Genomic DNA, 20,711 nt, shown 5'->3' with positions numbered 1-20,711 from the left:
TGCTTACTCTTTGGTGACCCGGTTGAGTTCTTCGAGGCTGGTGAGCCCGTTTTTGACCTTGCGCAGCCCCGATTGGCGCAGGTCGGCGATGCCCTCGCGTCGGGCCTGTTCGGCGAGTTGCATCGAGTTGCCGCCCTCGAGGATCAGCCGGCTGATCTCCTCGGAGATGGGCATCACCTGGAAGATACCAACGCGGCCCTTGTAGCCCTTGGTGCAGCGCTCACAGCCGACCGGCTTGTAGATGGTCAGCCCCTCCTCGATCTCGGCCTCGCTGAAGCCCTCGGCGCGTAGCGCCTCGGGCGGCAGCTCGTGCGGTTGGCGACAGTGCAGACAGAGTCGTCGCGCCAGTCGCTGGGCCATGATCAGTAGCACCGAGGAGGCGATGTTGAACGGCGCCACGCCCATGTTGGCCAGACGGGTGAGGGTCTGGGGGGCGTCGTTGGTGTGCAGGGTCGAGAGCACCAGGTGACCGGTCTGGGCGGCCTTGACGGCGATCTCGGCGGTCTCGAGGTCGCGGATCTCGCCGACCATGACGATGTCCGGGTCCTGACGCAGGAAGGCACGCAACGCTGCGGCGAAGGTCAACCCGGTCTTGGGGTTCATGTTGACCTGGTTGATGCCTGGTACCTGGATCTCGACCGGGTCCTCGACGGTGGAGATATTGATGTCGGGTTCGTTGAGGATGTTGAGCGCGGTGTAGAGCGAGACGGTCTTGCCCGAGCCGGTCGGACCGGTGACCAGGATCATCCCGTAGGGCTTGCTAATCGCCTTGAGAAAGGTGTCGCGCTGCTCGGGCTCGAAGCCCAGCGCGTCGATGCCGACCTGCGCCGAGGAGGAGTCGAGGATGCGCAGCACCACCTTCTCGCCGTAGAGGGTGGGCAGGGTGTTGACGCGGAAGTCGATGTCGCGCGAGCGGCTGAGCTTGAGCTTGATGCGTCCGTCCTGGGGAATGCGCCGCTCGGCGATGTTCATGCGCGACATCACCTTGAGTCGGGCGACGAGTCGATTGGCGATGCTCTGCGGGGGATTGGCCACCTCCTGGAGCAGACCGTCCTGGCGGAAGCGCACCCGGAAGAACTTCTCGTAGGGCTCGAAATGGATGTCCGAGGCCCCGGCGGTGATGGCGTCGACCAGGATCTTGTTGACGTAGCGCACGATCGGCGCCTCGTCGATATTGGCCTCGCTGCCGTCGTCGCGCTCCTCGTCTTCGTCGGGGGCGATCTCGAGCTTCTCCAGGTCCGCGTCCATGATCTCGCTCATGGTCGTGTCCTGGGCCTCGATCGCCGCTTCGATAGCGGCTTGGAGCTTGTCCTCCTCGACCAGCACCGCGTCGGTGGTCAACCCGGTGTTGAAGCGGATCTCCTCGAGTGCCTGATCGTTGGTGGGGTCGGAGACGGCAAGGAATAGGCGATTACCGCGGCGAAACAGCGGCAGCGCGTGATGCTTGCGGATCAGCCGCTCGTCGACCAGGTTGATCGGCAGGTCGGAGAGTTCGCGGGCCTCGAGATCGATCACCGGGACCCCGAACTCCTCGGCCGCCGCGACCGCGATCGCCCGGCTCGAGAGCAACCCCTGGCCGACTAGGTGGCCGACGAAGGTGTTGCGTTGACGGGTTGCCGCCTCCTGGGCCTCGATCGCCTGCTGTTCGCTGAGTAGCTTGTCCCTGACCAGGCGCCAGGCCAGTCCCGAGAGCTTGACGTTGGCGAGATCTAGCGACATGACGGCGAGACTCCGGTGACATCAGAGGGTGAGTATCGGCCTTGGCCGCAGGGGCGAGGCGGGCGAATGGGCGGATAGGGGACGAGGCGGCGCGGGTTCACTTGCTGTTGATCAGGTAGGCATCTCTGACGTTGGTGGCGATCAGGCCTTCCTTCTGCTCACTGCGCTGGAGATAGAACTCGAAGATGAAGTCGCGATTGTTCAGCTGTCTGTCATCGATCCCTTCGGCCAGTTCGCTCTTGTGGCAGAACACCGAGATATAGGGTGACTGTGGATTGCGTGTGTCGGTGATCCACAGGTCCGATGAGATCCGATCGAGTACCCGCATGAAGCCGTATCCCTTGTCCTTCAGCCAGTTGACGCAGACGCCGCGCACGCACGAACCGACCTCGCCCCACTGATTATCCTTCTCGTAGTGGATCGGCAGCAGGTCGGGAATAGTGAAACCGGAGTAGAAGGCGTCGACCTGTCCCTGCAATTCTTCCGAGACGTGCTTGAAGCCGATCAGCTCGACCCGACAGCCCCGGCTTTGCAGTGCGCGCACCAGCGGCAGGAAATCGCCATCACCGGTGACCAGCAGGATATGGTCGAGGCGTTCGGCCTGCAGCATGGCGTCCATCGCCAGATCGAGATCGGCGTCGGCCTTGCTGTTGGTGATGTTGCCGTCTTCGTCGCGATAGTGACGCACGTGCTTGAGGTTGACCTTGTAGCCGAACTCGCGGATCAGCTGGTGGTACTCACGGCACTTGCGCCTGTAGTCCTCGTCGCCGTCCTTCTCGGCGCGCTCGATATCATAGGCGATATAGGTGTTGAGGCGCTGCAGTCTCCCTCCTTCGCGCGCGGCGAACCGTCTCAGCACATCGTAGCGCATCTGATAGCCGCCGTTGTAGCGGATGTTTTCCGCGTCGACGAAGACGCCGACCCTGGGTTGTGAACTCATTGATGAATGCTTTGATTACTGTGGCGACCATGTCGATCATGGTCTCTGGTCTGTATTTATGAGTCCGTTCGCGGACGCCTGGCGTGGCGAGCGGGCGCATCCATGACCTCGCAATCTGACGCTGCTGTGGCATATGGCCACCGCTGTCGCCGGGCCGCGGGTGGTGCGGTCCGAGGAAACGGCTTGGGGCGCGCTGGTGATGATCGATACGCGTCTTGCGCTCGCCTGCCTGGGATGTGCCCGTGCTGCTTGACGCCCATGCCTGGCAGTGCGGATCCGGGGGCAGGGGCCGTGTCCCGAGGGGGGAGGCGGTCATCTGCCGGGGCAGAGAAACCGATGTTGTGGTGTTCTTGCGCGTGAATCAAGACGGCGCCCGGGGGAGGCAGCCCCGGGCGCCGTCTCGGGACGTACCCGGCTAGGCCGGGTATGCCGTCGGCGCCTCCTTGCGCCTCGGAGTGCATCCTTAGCGGTTGAGTCGGCCGTCGATCAGCTCGTTGACCACGGTCGGATCGGCGAGTGTCGAGGTGTCGCCGAGCGAGTCGATCTCGTTGGCCGCGATCTTGCGCAGGATGCGGCGCATGATCTTGCCCGAACGGGTCTTCGGCAGGCTCGGTGACCACTGGATCAGGTCGACGATGGCGATCGGACCGATCTCGCCGCGGACCAGCGACACCAGCTCCTTCTTCAACGCGTCGGTCGGCTCGACCCCGGCCATCGGGGTGACATAGGCATAGATGCCCTGACCCTTGACGTCGTGCGGGTAGCCGACCACCGCGGCCTCGGCCACGTGTGGGTGCAGCACCAGCGCCGACTCGATCTCGGCGGTGCCGAGGCGGTGGCCGGAGACGTTGAGTACGTCGTCGATGCGTCCGGTGATCCAGTAGTCGCCGTCGGCGTCACGTCGAGCCCCGTCACCCGAGAAGTAGTACCCCGGGTACTGCTTGAAGTAGGTGTCGATGAAGCGTTGGTGATCACCGTAGACGGTACGCATCTGTCCCGGCCAGGGTCGGGTGATGACCAGTGCGCCCTCGCCCGCGCCCTCGATCGGGGTGCCGTCGGCCGGGTCGACCAGCGCCGGTACCACGCCGAAGAAGGGACGGGTGGCCGACCCCGGCTTGAGCGCGGTGGCCCCGGGCAGCGGGGTGATCAGGTGGCCACCGGTCTCGGTCTGCCACCAGGTGTCGACGATCGGGCAGCGCTCCTCGCCGACGACATGATAGTACCACTCCCAGGCCTCGGGGTTGATCGGTTCGCCGACCGAACCGAGGATGCGCAGCGACTTGCGCGAGGTCTGCTTTACCGGCTCCTCGCCGGCGCGCATCAGAGAACGGATCGCCGTCGGTGCGGTATAGAAGATATTGACCTGGTGCTTGTCGACGACCTGCCAGAAGCGCGACATGTCGGGGTAGTTGGGGATGCCCTCGAACATTAGCGAGGTGGCGCCATTGGCCAGCGGGCCATAGACGATGTAGGTGTGCCCGGTGACCCAACCGACGTCGGCGGTGCACCAGTAGACCTCACCGTCCTGATAGTCGAAGGTGTACTTGTGGGTCATCGCGGCATAGAGCAGATAGCCACCGGTGGTGTGCAGCACGCCCTTGGGCTTGCCGGTCGAACCCGAGGTATAGAGGATGAACAGCGGGTCCTCGGCGTCCATCTCGACCGGCTCGCAGGTCGCATCCGCCGCGGCGATGGCCTCGTGATACCAGATGTCGCGCCCCTCGACCCACTCCACCGCGCCGCCGGTGCGGCTTACCACCACCACGGTGTCGACATTGGGGCACTCCTGCAATGCGGTGTCGGCGTTGCGCTTGAGCGGGATGTGGCGCCCGCCACGTACGCTCTCGTCGGAGGTGATCACCACCTTGCACTCGGAGTCGAGCACGCGGTCGCGCAGCGAGTCCGAGGAGAAACCGCCGAAGACGATCGAGTGCACTGCGCCGATGCGCGCGCAGGCGAGCATCGCCACCGCCGCCTCGGGGACCATCGGCAGATAGATGCACACCCGGTCGCCCTTCTCGACGCCGCGAGCCTTGAGCGCGTTGGCCAGACGGCAGACCTCGTCGTGGAGCGCGCGGTAGGTGATGCTGCGGTCCTCGTTGGGGTCGTCCCCCTCCCAGATGATGGCGACCTGATCGCCACGGGTCTCGAGATGGCGGTCGAGGCAGTTGTAGGTGACGTTGAGCGTGGCGCCCTTGAACCACTCGATGTGCAGGTCGTCGGCCTGGTAGCTGTAGTTGAGGACGCTGTCCCAGGGCTTGAACCAGCTGACGAACTGCTCGGCATACTCGCCCCAAAAACCCTCGGGGTCATCGACGGAACGTCGATACATCGCCTCGTAGGTTGCCGCATCGACATGGGCGTTGGCGGCAATGTTCGCCGGCACTGGATAGACCTTTTGTTCTGACATTGGTCTCGTCTCCTCTTTATCGTGGTCTCTTCATTTGGGTAATGCGGTGCCGGCGAACTGCTTGAAGCAGCGTCGATACCGTGAGGCCGGCGTATTGTCGTGGGTACATGGTAAACGCTCTCACCTGAGGCATCTAGCCGTTGCTCGGCGCGCCGGGGCGCGAGGCGGTGCGGCCTGGGGCGGTCATAGGCAGTTGCGCGATGTCATGTTCCTTTCGTGTGCGACTCCCAGGTCGCCACCCCCTGCGATTCAGCACAGGAAGGTGGCGAGCGTGACCCCGTTGCCGGCGTCGCGATAGGCCGCCTGGGCGAGAAACAGCTCGGCGGCGGCGAGTGCGTCGCCGAGGGCGTCATGGGCGGCGTGGCGAGGCAGGTTGTAGCGATCGCAAAGCGCATAGAGGCGCAGGTCGGAGCCGCGAAACGGGATCTGCCGGCGCTCGAAGGTGCGGTGTGCCAGTACCTGCGTGTCAATCAAAGGGGTTAGCAACCCTTGGTTCCACAGTCGTCTGCAGGCGTTCGAGAGGAAACCGAGTTCGATGCTGGCGTGGTGGGCGATCAGCACCCGTCCGGCGAGCGCCGCGAGCAACTCGGCGAGAACCGGTTCGAGATCGCCGCCGCTGGCGGCCTGATCATCGGTGATCTGGTGGATCACGGCGCTGGCCTCGGGGATCGCTCCGCCGACGCGCACCAGGTGCCGGCGCGCGCTGGCCAGGTCGATGCTCGCGCCACGGAGCACGACATACCCGACGCTGAGGATCTGGTCGTTGCGAGGGTCGAGTCCGGTGGTCTCGAGATCCACCGCGAGGTACTCGATGGCGCGCCAGTCGGCACCGGGACGGGCACTCGGGTGGGCGAGGAACTCGCGCAGCGGTCCTGGTGGCGCGCGGCGCAGTCGCCAGCGCCGGCGCCATTCGATCAGTCTTGGCATCCGGCCTCCTCAGGTGAAGCGGCCCGCCTGGTGGCGCTGTCCGAGAGACTCCTGCATGGTGTTGATCAGCAGAAAGGCGTCCTTGAGATGGCCGCGTTCGAGCGGCGAGAGTTCATCGGGTGAGAGGAAGTTGTCGGCCTTCTCGCCGTTGCGCAGTTGATGGGCCTGGTGGCGCATGCGCAGGGTGGCGATGAACTCCGAGGCATCGACCAGGTTGGCCGCGCCGTCGCGGCTCAGTGCGCCACACTCGGCCGCGGCGCGTAGCCGCTCGCGGGTGTTGGTCTCGGCGAGTCCGGCCGAGAGCGCGTAGACCCGCGCCAGATCGATGATCGGCACGGTGCCGCGGTGCTTGATGTCGAAGGTGTGGTCGTGGTCACCGCCGTGGATCAACACGATGTTGCGGAAGAAGCCGAGCGGTGGGCGGTACTTGAGCGCATTGGCGGCCATGTAGGCGATGAAGATGCGGTTGGCGCGGGTGCGTTCGAGCATGCGCTGCTGGAGTGGTTCGAACAGCCCGGCCGGATCGTGCAACGGGCGCAGGTCGAAGAACACGCTGGCGAGCATCAGTGCCAGTGGCTCGGGCTTGACGATCCAGGTGGCGAAATAGTCGTGCCAGACCCGCAGGGGCTGGCGCCACTTGGGGTTGGAGGCCATGACATCGCCCGGGCAGTAGATGAAGCCGCAGGCGTGCAGGCCGTCGTTAACGCGGCGGGCCAGTGTGGTGAAGTACTCGGCATGCTCGGGGCCGGCCTCGTCGGCGAGCAGTAGGGCGTTGTCCTGGTCGGAGTGCGAGGATTGCTCGCGCCTGGCCTGGGAGCCACCGACCATCCAGCAATAGGGCACCGGGGGCGCGCCCAGTTCAGCCTCGGCCAGCTCCAAGAGACGACGGGTGATGGCGTCGGTGATGGTGGTGATCGCCTGGCCGACTTGGTGGGCGGTGGCCCCAGCGGTGATCAGGTGGACCTGGAGCTCGGCGATGCGGGTGCTGATCTGGACCAGGGTCTCGAGGGTCGTGGCGCGATGGATGTCGCCGACCAGATAGACGGCGTTGGCGCTCTGGACGCGGGTCAGGTCGGTGCTCGAGACCAGCCCGACCACGCGCCCGCGCTCGATCACCGGTAGATGATGGACGTTGAGCCGGGTCATGGTCAGCAGCGCCTCGAAGCCGAGGGTCTCGGGGGCGATGCTGTGTAGCCGTTCGGTCATGATCTCGCGCACCGGGCGCTCGCTCGAGAGTCCGACGGCGAGACAGCGACTGCGTAGGTCGCGATCGGTGATCATCCCCGCCAGCTGGTCATCGGCCATGATCAGCAGCGAGGAGACATGGTGCTCGGACATGATCCGCGCCGCCTCGCGGATGCTGGTCTCCGGTCCGGTGCTGATTGGCGCGCGATTGATCATGCTGCGCACCCGCACCGTCATCAACCCAGTGCCTGTCGATGGGGTGTCGCGAACGACATCGAGCGCCTTGCGCAGACGGCTGGAGATCGACTGTTCGAAGTGGGCGGCGAACTCGGCATGCTGGGCGCGTAGCTCCTGTAGCTCGCTGCAGGGCAGGGCATAGACCAGGGTGTCCTCGACGGCCGTGGCGCGGTAGGGCGGCGTGGTGTCGTCGCGACAGCGTAGGTCGCAGAGATCGCCCTCGGCCAGCTTGCCGATCAGCTCGTCCTCGGCATCACGCAGCTCGATCGCACCACGGCGCAGGATGTAGAACTGTGGTAGCCCCTCGTCGGCTGGCGGAAAGACGCCGTCCCGGCGGATATAACGCACCTGGAGGCGGCGGGGCAGTGCTGCCAGCGCGTGCTCCGGTAGCTGGTCGAAGGGTGGTCGGTCGGCGAGGAATTCCTGGATCTCGATCAGTTCGATGTCCATGGTCGATGTCCCGTACCCAATTGTCTGGGCGCGCAGTCTGGCGGCGCGGCGCGTGAAAAAAGCCCCGCCGCAGCGGGGCTCGGGTCGATGCTCAGTGTTTGAGCCGGGGTTGCATCAGTGGCCGGTGGCCTCACCCGCGCCACGCGGGATGCGTACGTCCTCGACCAGGTGCTGGATGTGCTCCGGCGGTGGTGCCGTCAGCTTGGCGACGATGATGGCCACGGTGAAATTGACCACCGCGCCGACCGCGCCGAAGGCGTTGGGCGAGATGCCGAAGAACCAGTCCTCGCCCATGCCCATCTCGGGCATCAGGAAGGCGGTTCCGGGGATGAAGAAGATGCCCTTGTGCTGGAACACGTAGAGCAGGGTCACGGTGATACCGGCGATCATGCCCGCGACCGCACCGGCCTTGTTCATCCGGGTGGCGAAGATCCCCATCATCAGTGCTGGGAACAGTGAGGCGGCGGCGAGCCCGAAGGCGATGGCCACGGTGCCGGCGGCGAAGCCCGGTGGATTGAGACCGAGATAGCCGGCGACCAGGATCGCCACCAACATCGACACGCGTCCGGCCATCAGCTCGTTCTTCTCCGAGATCTGCGGCATCATCACGCCCTTGAGCAGGTCGTGCGAGATCGCCGAGGAGATCGCCAGCAGCAGTCCCGCCGCAGTCGAGAGCGCCGCGGCCAGACCACCGGCGACCACCAACGCGATCACCCAGGCCGGCAGGTTGGCGATCTCGGGGTTGGCGAGCACCATGATGTCGCGGTCGACCTTGACCATCTCGTTGCCGGCCCAACCGTAGGACTCGGCCATCTCGGTGAACGTGGGATCGGCGTCGTTGTAGTACTGGATGCGCCCGTCGCCGTTCTTGTCCTCGAACTGCAGCAGGCCGGTCTCCTCCCACTTCTTGAACCAGTCGGGACGCTCGTCGTAGAGCAGGTTGCCCTCGGTGCTGCCGATCGGACCGATCTGGATGGTGTCCATCAGGTTGAGTCGTGCCATGGCGCCGACGGCCGGGGCGGTGGTGTAGAGCAGGGCGATGAAGACCAGTGCCCAGCCGGCCGAGTAGCGCGCGTCACGCACCTTGGGCACGGTGAAGAAGCGGATGATGACGTGCGGCAGACCGGCGGTGCCGATCATCAGCGACAGGGTGTAGGCGAACATGTTCAGGGAGTTGCCCATGGTCTGGGTGGTGTACTCCTTGAAACCGAGGTCGGTGACCACCTGATCGAGCTTGTCGAGTAGCGACATGCCGGTGGCAACACCGTTCTGGATGTATTCGCTGCCGAGCCCCAGCTGGGGCAGCGGATTACCGGTGAGGTTGAGTGAGATGAACACCGCCGGCACGGTGTAGGCGAAGATCATGACCACATACTGGGCGATCTGGGTATAGGTAATGCCCTTCATGCCGCCGAGTACGGCGTAGATGGCGACGATCCCCATGCCGATATAGAGGCCGGTGTCGTAGGGCACCTCGAGAAAACGCGAGAAGGCCACGCCGATGCCCTTCATCTGACCGATGACATAGGTGATCGAGGCGAGGATCAGACAGATCACCGCGACGATGCGCGCCGACTGCGAGTAGTACCGATCACCGATGAATTCGGGCACGGTGAACTTGCCGAACTTGCGCAGATAGGGCGCCAACAGCAGCGCCAACAATACGTAGCCCCCGGTCCAGCCCATCAGGAACACGGATCCACCATAACCGTTGAAGGCGATGATGCCGGCCATGGAGAGGAAGGACGCGGCCGACATCCAGTCGGCGCCGGTGGCCATGCCGTTGGCGACCGGATGGACGCCGCCGCCGGCGACGTAGAACTCGCCGGTGCTGCCGGCGCGGGCCCAGATGGCGATGCCGATGTACAACGCGAAGGTCGCACCGACGACGCCGTAGGTCCACATATCAAGGGAAGTCATGACCTGTGCTCCTTACTCTTCGCCGACGTCGAACTTCTTGTCGAGCCTGTTCATGTTCGCCGCATAGACGAAGATCAGTACCACGAAGGTATAGATCGAGCCCTGCTGGGCGAACCAGAAGCCGAGCTTATAGCCCCCAAGGGAAATGGCATTCAGGGGTTCAACGAGGATGATGCCGAACCCGTACGAGACCACGAACCAGATGGTCAGCAACACTACCAGCAGGCGCAGGTTCGCCCGCCAGTAGGCCGCCCGTTTTTCAGGTGTCATTTCGATGTCACTCCGTATCGACAAGTGGATTGTGTGATTGCTCGGGGTGACGGGGCGTTTGACCGGCAGCCGTGCGTGAGCACGGGCCCGATGGTCAGACCGCGACAGATGCCCCCTCATTCTCTTTCTTGTAGTGTGCGTGCGCCATATCTGTCAGTTAAGGCGCACGGTTTGCATTGTCTGGTTGCCTTTACCGGGATGTCAACGACCCAGAGTGATATTCGATTCAATAGTGACGATGATGACGCGGGTGCAGCATTCGGTGATCATGATTGATGAGGGTGGGGTGATCACGCCGCGGTTGCCAAGCCAGCGCAGGTTTTTTACTCTCAACCATTTCTCCGGCGTCTGCTCGGGGTGAGCGCCGGTGCAAGATGTGGCCCCGGCGTGGTCCTCGTGCGCGCACCGGGCATGCCCCGCTCTCGCCCTGGGGTATCGCGGCCTGTCTCGTCCATCGTCTCCCGACGCCTGCACGGAACGCACGTCCGAGGCCGCGCGCAGTCGCCGTCGTCCGCCCGGTATCAGCAACCATTCAACACAGAGAACGAGATGCACTATTTGAGTACCCGCGGGGGAGTCACCGGCATTGGTTTCGCCGACGCGGTCACCATGGGGTTGGCCACCGACGGTGGTCTGCTGGTCCCGGCCGAGCTGCCTCGCATCGATGCCGCGACCCTGCGTACCTGGTCGCAGTTGAGCTTCCAGGAACTCGCCCTCGAGGTGTTCACCCCCTTCGTCGGTGACGAGATCCCGCGCGAGGACCTGCGCGCGCTGATCGATCGTTCCTACGCCGGCTTCTCCCACCCCGAGGTCACCCCCGTAGTCGAGGGGGGCGGGGCGCGCATCCTCGAGCTCTTCCACGGTCCCACCGCGGCGTTCAAGGACGTGGCGCTGCAGTTCCTTGGCAACCTCTTCGAATACCTGCTCGCGCGTGATGGCGGTGAACTCAACATCGTCGGCGCCACCTCGGGCGATACCGGCTCGGCGGCGATCTACGGGGTGCGCGGCAAGGCGCGCATCCGGGTCTTCATTCTCCACCCCAAGGGGCGGGTGTCGCCGATCCAGGCGCGGCAGATGACCACGGTGCTCGACGACAACGTCCACAACATTGCCGTCGAGGGGACCTTCGACGACGCCCAGCGCATCGTCAAGACGCTGTTCGGCGACCTGCCGTTCAAGCGCAGCCACCACCTCGGCGCGGTCAACTCGATCAACTGGGCGCGGATCCTCGCCCAGATGGTCTACTACTTCTACGCCTGGGGCCGGGTCAGCGGCGGCGACCCCGAACGCGCGGTCAGTTTCTCCGTGCCCACCGGCAACTTCGGTGATGTCTTCGCCGGCTATCTCGCCCGCCGCATGGGCCTGCCGGTGCGCCGGCTGGTGATCGCCACCAACCGCAACGACATCCTCACCCGCTTCGTCGACAGCGGGGTCTACGCCGCCGAGTCGCAGGTCCACCGCACCCTCAGTCCGGCGATGGACATCCAGCTCGCCTCCAACTTCGAGCGCTATCTCTACTTCCTCCACGACGGCGACTGCGCGCGGGTGCGGATGTTGCTCGAGGGGCTGCGCGACGGGGGACGACTCGAGGTCGATGCCGAGCACCATGCCCGGGTGCGCGCCGACTTCGACGCCCGTGCCGCGAGCGACGCCGAGACCTTGGAGCAGATCCGTGCCAGCTACGAGCACGACGGCTACATCCTTTGTCCGCACACCGCCGTCGGTGTCCATGCCGCGCGTGGCATGGACGACGCCATCTGCCTGGCCACCGCGCATCCGGCCAAGTTCAACGAGGCCGTCGAGCAGGCGATTGGCCAGGGCGCGCCGCTGCCGCCACCGCTGCAGGGGCTGATGGAGCGTGAGCAGCGTTGTGTCGAGCTGCCGGCCACGGTCGAGGCGGTCAAGTCCGAGATCGAACGCACCCTCGCCGCCTCGGGGGCGAGCGCATGAGCGAGTCGGCCAAACGCTATGTGCAGATCATGGACACCACCCTGCGCGACGGGGAACAGACCCAGGGGGTGTCCTTCTCGCCGGCCGAGAAGCTCAATCTTGCCAAGACCCTGCTCGAACAGGTGCGCGTCGACCGCATCGAGGTCGCCTCGGCGCGGGTCTCCAGCGGCGAGGCCGACGCGGTGCGTCAGATCATCGACTGGGCCGAGGGGCGGGGGCTCGCCGAGCGGGTCGAGGTGCTCGGTTTCGTCGACCAGGGGCGCAGCATCGAGTGGATTCGCAGTGCCGGCGGGCGGGTGCTCAACCTGCTGACCAAGGGTAGCGAGCGTCACTGCCGGGGGCAGCTCGGCAAGAGCCTGGAGCAGCACGTCGCCGATGTGCGCGCTTGTGTCGGTCGTGCGTGCGATGCCGGGCTCACCGTCAACCTCTATCTCGAGGACTGGTCGAACGGCTATCGCGACACCCCGGACTATGTCTATCGCTTCGTCGAGCAGCTCGCCGACACCGGGGTGGGGCACTTCATGCTGCCCGACACCCTCGGGGTGATGACCCCGGAGCAGGTCGAGGCGGCGATCGCCGACATGGTCGCGCGCTTCCCCGGGCTGTGCTTCGACTTCCACCCCCACAACGACTACGGTCTGGCCACCGCCAACGTGCTCGCCGCCGCACGTGCCGGGGTGAGCGCGCTGCACTGCACCGTCAACTGTCTCGGCGAGCGTGCCGGTAACGCCTCGCTGGCCGAGGTCGCGGTCAACCTGCGCGATCAGCTCGACTATCGCACCGGTATCGACGAGACCCATCTCGCCCGTACCAGCGAGCTGGTCGAGTACTTCTCGGGCAAGCGTATCGCCGACAACGCGCCGATCGTCGGCGCCGACGTCTTCACCCAGACCGCCGGCATCCATGCCGACGGCGATCGTAAGGGCAGCCTCTATCACTCGCGGCTCTCGCCCGAGCGTTTCGCCCGCCGTCGCAAGTACGCGCTCGGCAAGCTCGCCGGCAAGGCCTCGTTGGCGAAGAACCTCGAACGCCTCGATATCCAGCTCTCTGAGGAACAACAGCAGGCGGTGCTGCGTCGCATCATCGCGCTCGGCGACTCGAAGAAGACCATTACCACCGAGGACCTGCCCTTCATCATCGCCGAGGTGCTGGAGAGCAAGGACTACGACCACGCCGAGCTGCTCGCCTGCTCGGTGGCCTCGACCATGGACCTGGAGTCGACCGCGAGCATCAAGGTCCGCATCGAGGGCGATATCTATACCGCCGTGGGCAGCGGTAACGGTGGCTTCGACGCCTTCATGAGCGCACTCGCGCGGGTGGTGAAGAAACGCGGCCTGACCCTGCCGAGGTTGACCGACTACGAGGTGCGCATCCCCAAGGGCGGGCGCACCGATGCCCTTACCGAGTGCAGCATCGTCTGGCAGACCGAACAGGGAGAGCTGCGTACCCGCGGGGTGCATGCCAACCAGGTGTTCGCCTCGATCGCGGCGACGCTACGCATGCTCAACATCGTCATCCATCGCGCGCTCAAGCGGGCCGCCGCCGAGGCCGAGGCGGTGAGCGACTGACCTCACTTGCGTCGTCTGTCGTCGCGCGTGGCGGCAGCGGCGTGAGCCAGCCGATCCCCATCATCAAGCCGCCGATGGCGAGGAAGGAGACGATGCGCTCCACCCCGCCGCGCGCGGCCAGATCGATCGCGAACAGCTTCACCACCGCCAGCGCCAGCACCGCTGCGGCGCCGAACCACAGCATGCGCGAGCCCCAGCGCCGCGCGCCCAGCAACAGCGCCACCGCGCACAGCCCCCAGCTCACCGAGAGCACCATCTGTGTCGGTGCCGAGTCGAGCAGCGTCGTCACCCGATAGTCCACCCCCCAGGCATGGTGCAGCGCGCGCAGCACCACCAGGTTGAGCCAACCGAAGCCGAGTCCCCCGAACAGCGCCATGACCGCCCGCCGGCCGCGGGTGCTGACGTCGATCAGGCCGTTTGCCTCGAGCGTGCGCCACCACCGCCACAGCGCGACGAGCACCAGCGCGGTGACGAGATCGAGCGGGTTGATGAGCGGCAGCCGTGGCCAGGGCGCGCTGTCGCCGGCGATCCCGATCGACCAGACCGACCAGATCATCAGCCCGAGCGCGAGCAGCGTGCCGAGCGCGCCGGCATGGACCCGGGTCCAGGTCAACGGCCAGGGCCGCGCCCGCGTGGCCAGCAGCAGCGCCACGGCCGGGAGCAGCGCCAACGCCGCGGCGTGCCAGCCGGGGGCGGGCTGGTGCGCGACCAGGGCCCACCACAGCCAACCCCAGTCGAGTACCAGCAGCGTTGTCAGTCCCTGGGCGAACAGCCCCCAGCCGATGCCCGGGGCGAGTGCGCGGCGCTCGACCCGCCACAGCAGCAGATAGCCGAGGCCGACGAAGGCCGGCCAGGCGAGCGCGCCGCCAGCGCCGAACGGTTGCTCCAGCCGCTCGGCGCTGGCCGCCAGCGCGACCAGCCCAAGTGCCGGCAGTCCGCCGAGCAGGGCGTCGAGTCGTGCCCAGCGCAGCCGGGTGGCGGCCAGCTCGGCGAGCAGCGCGCCGAGCAAGGCGTAGCCGATGAGTCGTGCCGGCAGCACTGCGCCGGGGTCGAGGCGCCACAGCTCGGCGCTCCCGGCGCCGAGCCACCACAGCGTCCCCCAGCCGAGTAGCCAGGGCGCCAGGGTGCGGCACCAGGGGCGGGCGCGGTCGAACCAGTAGGCGCTCACCAGCCCGGCGAGGGCGATCGCCAGCGCGCCGAGCACCTCGGCGCCGAGGAAGGGGCGCGGGTCGACGGCGGTCTCGGCGAAGGGCAGCGCCAGCGCCGCGCCGAGCTGGAGCAGCAGCGCGAAGACCAGCACCCGCTCCTGCTCCTGACGGGCGCCGATCCAGGCCATGGCCGCGCCCTCGAGCGCCCAGAAGCCAGCGGTGAGTTCGGCATCGAGGGCGAAGGCCGGGGTCAGCGACAGCAGGATCACCGCGAGCGCGAGGAAGGTCTGGGCGAGCAACGCCGTGGCAGGATGCCCGTCGCGTCGCAGCCAGCCGGCGAGGGCGAGATAGAACAGCCCCATCGCCAGGGTCGAGTAGGCCTCGCCCCAGGGCAGGTGGGCGACCAGCGCGAGCTGGCAGGCGAGGGTCAGCAGCGGGGTGCCGAACACCAGGGTGGCGTCGACCGGGGTGGCGGCGCCCGCCGGGCGGTGCCGGGCGTGGAGCAGCGCCACGGCGACATAGACGAGGAAGAAGTAGATCAGGAAGGGTTCGACCCGGCTGAACAGCGCCGGCTCGTAGCGCAGCACGCCCCAGGCGATGCCGATGACGAAGGTGAAGGCGAAGCCGAGCAGGTTGAGTGCGCGCCAGCCGCGTGCCCAGGCCAGCGCCAGCACCAGGGTGTCGAGCAGGGCGTAATAGCCGAACAGCACCACCGGGTCGCCGCCGCCGTCGGCGCTGATCAGTGGCGCGAGGAAGCCGCCGATCAGGCCGAACCAGGCGAGGCTGCGCGCCTCCTGGGTGAGCGCCAGGGCGAGACAGACGAGCGCGATCAATGCCAGCAACGCGAAGGCTGCGACGGGTCCGAGCAGCCCGGCGAGCACATGGGCGCCGTGGACGTCGAGATAGAGGATGCCGATGGCCGCGCCCTGGAGCAGCAACCCGTAGTCGCGATTGCGCGCGCGCGCCCGCCAGCCGAGCCCGAGCAGCCCCAGCGCGGCCAGGGCGATGGCGCCGAGGCGCAGCTCCAGCGACAACCGCAGCCACTGCTGGTCGACCGCGTACTTGATCAGGAAGCCGGTGCCGACGAACACCAGCAGGATGCCGATCCGCACCAGCGGGTTGGCACCGAGCAGGCGCTCGCGCAGCCGCCAGGGGGCGCGTGGGGCGGGCGTCGGGCGGGGTGGGGTCGGTGGCGGTGTAGGCAGGTCGAGCGACAGCGGCTCGGAGTCGGGTGCCGGTGAGGGCAAGGGCTCGGCGGACGGCGGGGTCGCGCGCCCCAGCTGCTCGCGCAGCATCCGCTCGAGCAGCTGCTGGCGGGCGAGCACGAAACCGAACAGGGCGCCGATCAGCGGTGCGGCGAGCCCGTCGAGCCCGGCCTCGGCCAGCCACAGCCCGCCGGCGAGACCGATCAGGGTCAGCATCAGGGTCAGGGCCATGCCGGGGTCCTCGTACCGCCGTGTATGCCGACACGTTAGCCCGGCGGGCGGGGCGGGGGCAATCGGGGGCGGTTGGAGGTTGCTCCCGTAGGGGTTGAACCGCGAAGACGCCAAGGACGCGAAGAGGGAATAAGCCTCCAGTCTCGTAGGTTGGGTTAACCGTCTGTCCACTAGGCCATCGACGAATCTGCGGCGCTCGTCGACGGTTAACCCAACATCGGGCGTGATCGCAGAGCTTCGACGCATGAACCGCGAAGACGCAATCGAGCTACCTCAATCTCGCGTGGTGGGAGCTAACCACCACGGGGCCGCAAGATACAAGACGCCAAGGACGCGAAGAGGGAATAAGCCGTCAGCCGCCAGCGATCACCCGACGGCGGCGTGGCCCCGCGCCGGCCGTGGCCTCAGGCCGTCATCACACCTCATCCCCTTTGCGTGCTTCGCGGCGTTGCGGTTCAGTCTTCATTTACGGTTGAGTCTGCTGCCCACCGGCAAACTGCTATGATGCGCCGGCGGTCTGGCCGCCATCGTGTTCGCGCCCGCTCGGGCCCCTTGTTGCGGAGAGACGGATGAACCCGGAAAAGGTCGTCTTCGGCTTCTTCATCGTGCTCGCCCTGACGCTGAACTTCGGGTTCTTCGTCGGTGAGATCGACAATCCCGACCACCATCACGCCTGGGAGCTGTTCGCGGTGATCGTGGTCAACCTCGTCGCCACCGTGCTCAAGTTCGGCGACCGCACCCAGCTCGGCGCGGTGCTGCTCGCCACCAGTCTGGTGGCGATCCTGCAGCTCGTCGCCGCGGCGCTGGTGTGGACGGCGGTGGTGCACGTCGGTGAGGGCGGCATGACCCCCTCGGCGATGGCCAGCATCGTCTCGCTCGCCGGTGGTGCGATGATCGCCAACGTGGTCTCGGTGGTGCTGCTGCTGATCGAGACGGTGATGCTGCGCCGCTGAGCGGTGCGGCGCCGCGAGCGGGGGGCCGTCGCATGGATACCATCGTCTTTCTCGTCTTCCGGCGGATGCGCGCGCCGCTGCTGTCGCTGATCCTGGTCTATGCGGTAGCGATGGCCGGGCTGGCGTTGATCCCGGCCCAGGACGCCGCTGGCGCCCCGGCGACGATGAGCCTGTTCCATGCCTTCTATTTCGTCAGCTACATGTCGACCACCATCGGTTTCGGTGAGCTGCCCAACACCTTCACTGATGCCCAGCGATTGTGGGTCTCGGGCTGTGTGTTCGCCACCGTGGCGGTGTGGATCTATGCCATCGGTACCCTGATCGCGCTGCTGCAGGATCCGACCTTTCAGCGCGCCATCCGCGAGCACCGTTTCCGCGCTCGGGTGCGTGGGCTGTGCACGCCCTTCTATCTGGTCTGCGGCTATGGCCAGACCGGCAGCGCCCTGGTGCGGGGGCTGACCGATCGTCATCTGCGTGCGGTGGTGGTCGATATCGACCCCGAGCGTATCAATCTGCTCCAGCTCGAGAACCAGCGCGAATACGTCCCCGCGCTCTGCGCCGACGCGCGCAGTCCGGCGCACCTCGAGGCGGCCGGGCTCAGGCACCCGCTGTGTCAGGGGGTGGTGGCGCTGACCAATGTCAATGAGACCAACCTCAAGATCGCCATCGCCGCCAAGCTGATGCACCCCGAGGTGACGGTGATCTGTCGCGCCGACTCGCATGCGGTCGAGGCCAACATGGCCTCCTTCGGCACCGACCATATCTACGACCCCTTCGATACCTTCGCGCTCTACATGGCCACCGCCATCCAGGCGCCTTGCCTGACCCTGCTGTTCGACTGGCTCTCGGGCTTCGGCGGCGAGCGCCTCAAGGAGCCGCTGTTCCCGCCGAGCGAGGGGCGCTGGGTGGTCTGTGGCTATGGCCGCTTCGGTAAGGCGATGTACAAGCACCTCAAGGAGCAGGGGCTGGAGGTGCAGGTGATCGAGGCGCTGCCGCACAAGACCGGCATCCCCGAGGAGGGCGTGGTGCAGGGGCGCGGCACCGAGGCGGTGACCCTGGAGCAGGCCGGGATCCGCCGCGCCGTGGGGTTGGTGGCGGGTACCGATCACGACGCCGACAACCTCTCGATCGTGATGACCGCGCGGATGCTCAACCGCGGGTTGTTCGTGATCGCGCGTGAGAACCAGCACCACAATCATGCGCTCTTCGATCGGGTCGGCGCCCACGCGATCATGCACCCGAGTCTGATCGTCGCCAATCGCATCGGTATCCGGCTGGTCAATCCGCTGCTCTCCGATTTCGCTACCCTGGCGCGGCTCGAGGACGAGCCCTGGGCCTGCGAGTTGGTGAGCCGGGTGTTGGCGCTGGTCGAGGAGCGCGCGCCGCACGTCTGGGAGGTCGCGCTCGAACCGGGGCGCGCCTTTGCCGTGTGTGATGCGATCGCGCGTGGTGAGTCGCCGACCCTGGAGGTCCTGCTGCGCGATCCGCAGGCGCGTGACGAGCGCCTGCCGGTGATCCCGCTGCTGCTGGCACGCGACGGTGCCCGGTGGTTGCTACCGGGGCTCGACACCGAGCTCGAGGTGGGGGACCGGCTGCTCTGCTGTGGTCGTGAGTGGGTGAGCCGGCGCATGGGGTGGACCCTGCAGAACCTGCATGCGTTCGACTACGTGTGTGGCCGCGAGGGGTGGCGCGAGGGGCCGGTATGGCGAATGCTGGCCCCATTGCTGCGGCGTGCTCGTGGATGCTAGGGGCGGGAACCGTGGCCGGCGGTGCTCGTCTGATATCGAGCAAGACGTTGTAGCCAGACGGTTGCGTCTGGGGCTGCGTGTCGCCATCCCGATGGGACGCACGTCGTGCGTGTCTTGTGGGCACGACCGGGGATGATGGCATACTGGATCGATTGAGACGATTGCCCACCGACCTAGGAGAAAGGCCTATGCACCCGGTGATGACCCGACTGGGCCAGGACCATGCCCGTCTCGTCAAGCTACTCGACTTGTTCGAGACCCTGCTCGACCGCTTCCATGAGGGCGAAGAGCCCGACTACGATCTGATGAGCGAGATGCTCGAATACATGGACAGCTACGCCGACACCGTCCATCACCCGACCGAGGACATCATCTTCCAGCGCGTGCTCGACAAGGGCGCCGGCCAGCGTGAGGTGTTCGATGTGCTGATGCGCCAGCACGCCGCACTCGGCCAGGTCAATAAGCGCTTCCGGCAGTCGCTCGACGGTATCCTCAACGAGGAGGTGTTGTTGCGCGAGGATGTCGAGGCCAATGGTCGTGAGCTGGTCGCGACCATGCGCGCGCACCTCTCGCTCGAGGAACGCGAGGCCTTCCCCATCGCCCTTGAGATACTCGATGCGGCTGACTGGGAGGCGGTGGCGGCCACGGCGCCCTCCGCCGAGGATCCGTTGTTCGGCGCCCCCGATCTCGAGCGTTTCCGCGCGCTCTACCGACTCCTTTCCGAACAGGCCCAGTCCGAGACCCCTTGATGAAGTTCGTCGATACCCCCGCTTACCGCCATGACATCCCCGAGTCGCTCGGGGTGCTGCTGATCAACCTGGGCACGCCCGACAGCACCAGCGTGCCGGACGTGCGCCGCTATCTCGCCGAGTTCCTCTCCGACCCGCGGGTGGTGGAGATGTCGCGCGCGCTGTGGTTGCCGCTGCTCCACGGCATCATCCTGCGTACCCGACCGGCGCGCTCGGCGCGTGCCTATGAGTCGGTATGGACCGAGGACGGTTCGCCGCTGTTGGCGATCTCGCGACGGCAGCGCGACGGCATCGCCGAGCGCCTGGGCGAGCGCCTCGGGGGACCGGTCAAGGTCGCGCTGGGGATGCGCTATGGCAATCCCTCGGTGGCCTCGGCGCTGGCCGAGCTGCGCGCGGCCAATGCCCGACGCATCCTGGTGTTCCCGCTCTATCCGCAGTACTCGGCCACCACCACTGGTTCGGCCTTCGACGCCGTCACCGCCGAGCTGCGGCGCTGGCGCTGGCTGCCGGAGCTGCGCTTCATCAACCAGTACCACGACGATCCGGCCTATATCGATGCCCTGGTTGCCAGCATCCGTGCCCACTGGGCCGAGCACGGCCAGCCCGAGCGGCTGTTGTTCTCCTTCCACGGCATCCCCAAGGACTACTTCGATAAGGGCGATCCCTACCACTGTCTGTGTCGCAAGACCGCGCGGTTGGTGATCGAGTCGCTGGGGCTGGCGGAGGACCGTTGGGGGATGTCGTTCCAGTCGCGCCTCGGCTCGAGCGAGTGGCTCCAGCCTTATACCGAGGCCACCCTCAAGCAATGGGGTGCGGACGGGGTGAAGTCGGTCCACGTGCTCTCGCCCGGGTTCTCCGCCGACTGTTTGGAGACCATCGAGGAGATCGACGAGGAGAACCGCGAGTACTTCCTCGAGGCCGGCGGCGAGCACTACGGCTATATCCCCTGTCTCAACGATGCGCCGGCGCATCTCGACCTGCTCACCGAGCTGATCCTGCGTCACTGTGCCGGCTGGCCCGGGCTCGATGCCCCGACCGAGGATGCCGAGGCGCTCGCCGAGCGCCAGGCCCGCGCCCGTGCGCTCGGTGCCGAGTACTGAT

14 protein-coding genes are annotated in these 20,711 nt (G+C 66.5%); 6 read left to right on the top strand and 8 right to left on the bottom strand.

The features are described 5' to 3' along the window. Positions 1 to 3: 3 nt before the first annotated feature. The 7 genes from pilB to HF203_RS12345 all read right to left on the bottom strand — a co-directional run bounded on the left by pilB (position 4) and on the right by HF203_RS12345 (position 10,058). Positions 4 to 1,719, bottom strand: a complete 1,716-nt coding sequence (gene pilB, locus HF203_RS12375) for a type IV-A pilus assembly ATPase PilB (protein ID WP_168670158.1) — start codon at positions 1,717 to 1,719, stop codon at positions 4 to 6. Positions 1,720 to 1,816: 97 nt separating this feature from the next. Then, positions 1,817 to 2,659 carry a LabA-like NYN domain-containing protein gene (locus HF203_RS12370; RefSeq protein WP_168670156.1) on the bottom strand — a complete coding sequence of 281 codons (843 nt, stop codon included), beginning with the start codon at positions 2,657 to 2,659 and terminating at the stop codon, positions 1,817 to 1,819. A gap of 463 nt (positions 2,660 to 3,122) precedes the next feature. Then, complete coding sequence (gene acs / locus HF203_RS12365) at positions 3,123 to 5,069, bottom strand: acetate--CoA ligase (protein WP_168670154.1); 1,947 nt, start codon at positions 5,067 to 5,069, stop codon at positions 3,123 to 3,125. A gap of 249 nt (positions 5,070 to 5,318) precedes the next feature. Next, positions 5,319 to 5,996 (bottom strand): 3'-5' exonuclease, encoded by a 678-nt coding sequence (locus HF203_RS12360; RefSeq protein ID WP_168670152.1) that lies wholly within the window; start codon positions 5,994 to 5,996, stop codon positions 5,319 to 5,321. A gap of 9 nt (positions 5,997 to 6,005) precedes the next feature. Then, positions 6,006 to 7,868 carry a DUF294 nucleotidyltransferase-like domain-containing protein gene (locus HF203_RS12355; RefSeq protein ID WP_168670150.1) on the bottom strand — a complete coding sequence of 621 codons (1,863 nt, stop codon included), beginning with the start codon at positions 7,866 to 7,868 and terminating at the stop codon, positions 6,006 to 6,008. A gap of 114 nt (positions 7,869 to 7,982) precedes the next feature. After that, positions 7,983 to 9,788 (bottom strand): sodium:solute symporter family protein, encoded by a 1,806-nt coding sequence (locus HF203_RS12350; RefSeq protein WP_168670148.1) that lies wholly within the window; start codon positions 9,786 to 9,788, stop codon positions 7,983 to 7,985. A 12-nt stretch (positions 9,789 to 9,800) separates the two neighbouring features. Beyond that, positions 9,801 to 10,058 (bottom strand): DUF4212 domain-containing protein, encoded by a 258-nt coding sequence (locus HF203_RS12345; protein ID WP_168670146.1) that lies wholly within the window; start codon positions 10,056 to 10,058, stop codon positions 9,801 to 9,803. 549 nt (positions 10,059 to 10,607) lie between these two features. Between HF203_RS12345 and thrC the strand changes: the two genes are divergently transcribed. Further along, positions 10,608 to 12,008 carry a threonine synthase gene (gene thrC, locus HF203_RS12340; RefSeq protein WP_168670144.1) on the top strand — a complete coding sequence of 467 codons (1,401 nt, stop codon included), beginning with the start codon at positions 10,608 to 10,610 and terminating at the stop codon, positions 12,006 to 12,008. After that, positions 12,005 to 13,576 (top strand): alpha-isopropylmalate synthase regulatory domain-containing protein, encoded by a 1,572-nt coding sequence (locus tag HF203_RS12335; protein WP_168670142.1) that lies wholly within the window; start codon positions 12,005 to 12,007, stop codon positions 13,574 to 13,576. The genes thrC and HF203_RS12335 overlap by 4 nt, the downstream gene beginning before the upstream one ends. On the opposite strand, the gene HF203_RS12330 is transcribed toward HF203_RS12335, so the two are convergent. Next, positions 13,536 to 16,160 (bottom strand): DUF2339 domain-containing protein, encoded by a 2,625-nt coding sequence (locus HF203_RS12330; RefSeq protein WP_168670140.1) that lies wholly within the window; start codon positions 16,158 to 16,160, stop codon positions 13,536 to 13,538. The genes HF203_RS12335 and HF203_RS12330 overlap by 41 nt on opposite strands. A 569-nt stretch (positions 16,161 to 16,729) precedes the next feature. Between HF203_RS12330 and HF203_RS12325 the strand changes: the two genes are divergently transcribed. The 4 genes from HF203_RS12325 to hemH all read left to right on the top strand — a co-directional run bounded on the left by HF203_RS12325 (position 16,730) and on the right by hemH (position 20,710). Next, the gene (locus HF203_RS12325; RefSeq protein ID WP_062277143.1) at positions 16,730 to 17,113 is read left to right on the top strand and encodes a DUF6394 family protein; all 384 of its coding nucleotides are present in this window, start codon (positions 16,730 to 16,732) and stop codon (positions 17,111 to 17,113) included. A gap of 32 nt (positions 17,114 to 17,145) precedes the next feature. Then, positions 17,146 to 18,861, top strand: coding sequence for a potassium channel family protein (locus HF203_RS12320; protein ID WP_168670138.1), 1,716 nt, complete (start codon positions 17,146 to 17,148; stop codon positions 18,859 to 18,861). A gap of 188 nt (positions 18,862 to 19,049) precedes the next feature. Then, positions 19,050 to 19,610 carry a hemerythrin domain-containing protein gene (locus HF203_RS12315; protein WP_168670136.1) on the top strand — a complete coding sequence of 187 codons (561 nt, stop codon included), beginning with the start codon at positions 19,050 to 19,052 and terminating at the stop codon, positions 19,608 to 19,610. Then, positions 19,610 to 20,710, top strand: a complete 1,101-nt coding sequence (hemH, locus tag HF203_RS12310; RefSeq protein ID WP_168670134.1) for a ferrochelatase — start codon at positions 19,610 to 19,612, stop codon at positions 20,708 to 20,710. Before HF203_RS12315 ends, hemH begins: the two co-directional genes overlap by 1 nt. Position 20,711 lies beyond the last annotated feature (1 nt).

Source organism: Marichromatium bheemlicum, from assembly GCF_012276755.1.
In the GTDB taxonomy this organism is placed as follows: Bacteria; Pseudomonadota; Gammaproteobacteria; order Chromatiales; family Chromatiaceae; genus Marichromatium; species Marichromatium bheemlicum.
This window is presented reverse-complemented; position numbering and strand designations above follow the sequence as displayed.

Coding starts and splice junctions, on each gene's coding strand:
- pilB (WP_168670158.1), bottom strand. CDS start 1,719: ATGTCGCTAGATCTCGCCAACGTCAAGCTCTCGGGACTGGCCTGGCGC.
- HF203_RS12370 (WP_168670156.1), bottom strand. CDS start 2,659: ATGAGTTCACAACCCAGGGTCGGCGTCTTCGTCGACGCGGAAAACATC.
- HF203_RS12360 (WP_168670152.1), bottom strand. CDS start 5,996: ATGCCAAGACTGATCGAATGGCGCCGGCGCTGGCGACTGCGCCGCGCG.
- HF203_RS12320 (WP_168670138.1), top strand. CDS start 17,146: ATGGATACCATCGTCTTTCTCGTCTTCCGGCGGATGCGCGCGCCGCTG.
- HF203_RS12335 (WP_168670142.1), top strand. CDS start 12,005: ATGAGCGAGTCGGCCAAACGCTATGTGCAGATCATGGACACCACCCTG.
- HF203_RS12330 (WP_168670140.1), bottom strand. CDS start 16,160: ATGGCCCTGACCCTGATGCTGACCCTGATCGGTCTCGCCGGCGGGCTG.
- HF203_RS12345 (WP_168670146.1), bottom strand. CDS start 10,058: ATGACACCTGAAAAACGGGCGGCCTACTGGCGGGCGAACCTGCGCCTG.
- acs (WP_168670154.1), bottom strand. CDS start 5,069: ATGTCAGAACAAAAGGTCTATCCAGTGCCGGCGAACATTGCCGCCAAC.
- hemH (WP_168670134.1), top strand. CDS start 19,610: ATGAAGTTCGTCGATACCCCCGCTTACCGCCATGACATCCCCGAGTCG.
- HF203_RS12350 (WP_168670148.1), bottom strand. CDS start 9,788: ATGACTTCCCTTGATATGTGGACCTACGGCGTCGTCGGTGCGACCTTC.
- thrC (WP_168670144.1), top strand. CDS start 10,608: ATGCACTATTTGAGTACCCGCGGGGGAGTCACCGGCATTGGTTTCGCC.
- HF203_RS12315 (WP_168670136.1), top strand. CDS start 19,050: ATGCACCCGGTGATGACCCGACTGGGCCAGGACCATGCCCGTCTCGTC.
- HF203_RS12355 (WP_168670150.1), bottom strand. CDS start 7,868: ATGGACATCGAACTGATCGAGATCCAGGAATTCCTCGCCGACCGACCA.
- HF203_RS12325 (WP_062277143.1), top strand. CDS start 16,730: ATGAACCCGGAAAAGGTCGTCTTCGGCTTCTTCATCGTGCTCGCCCTG.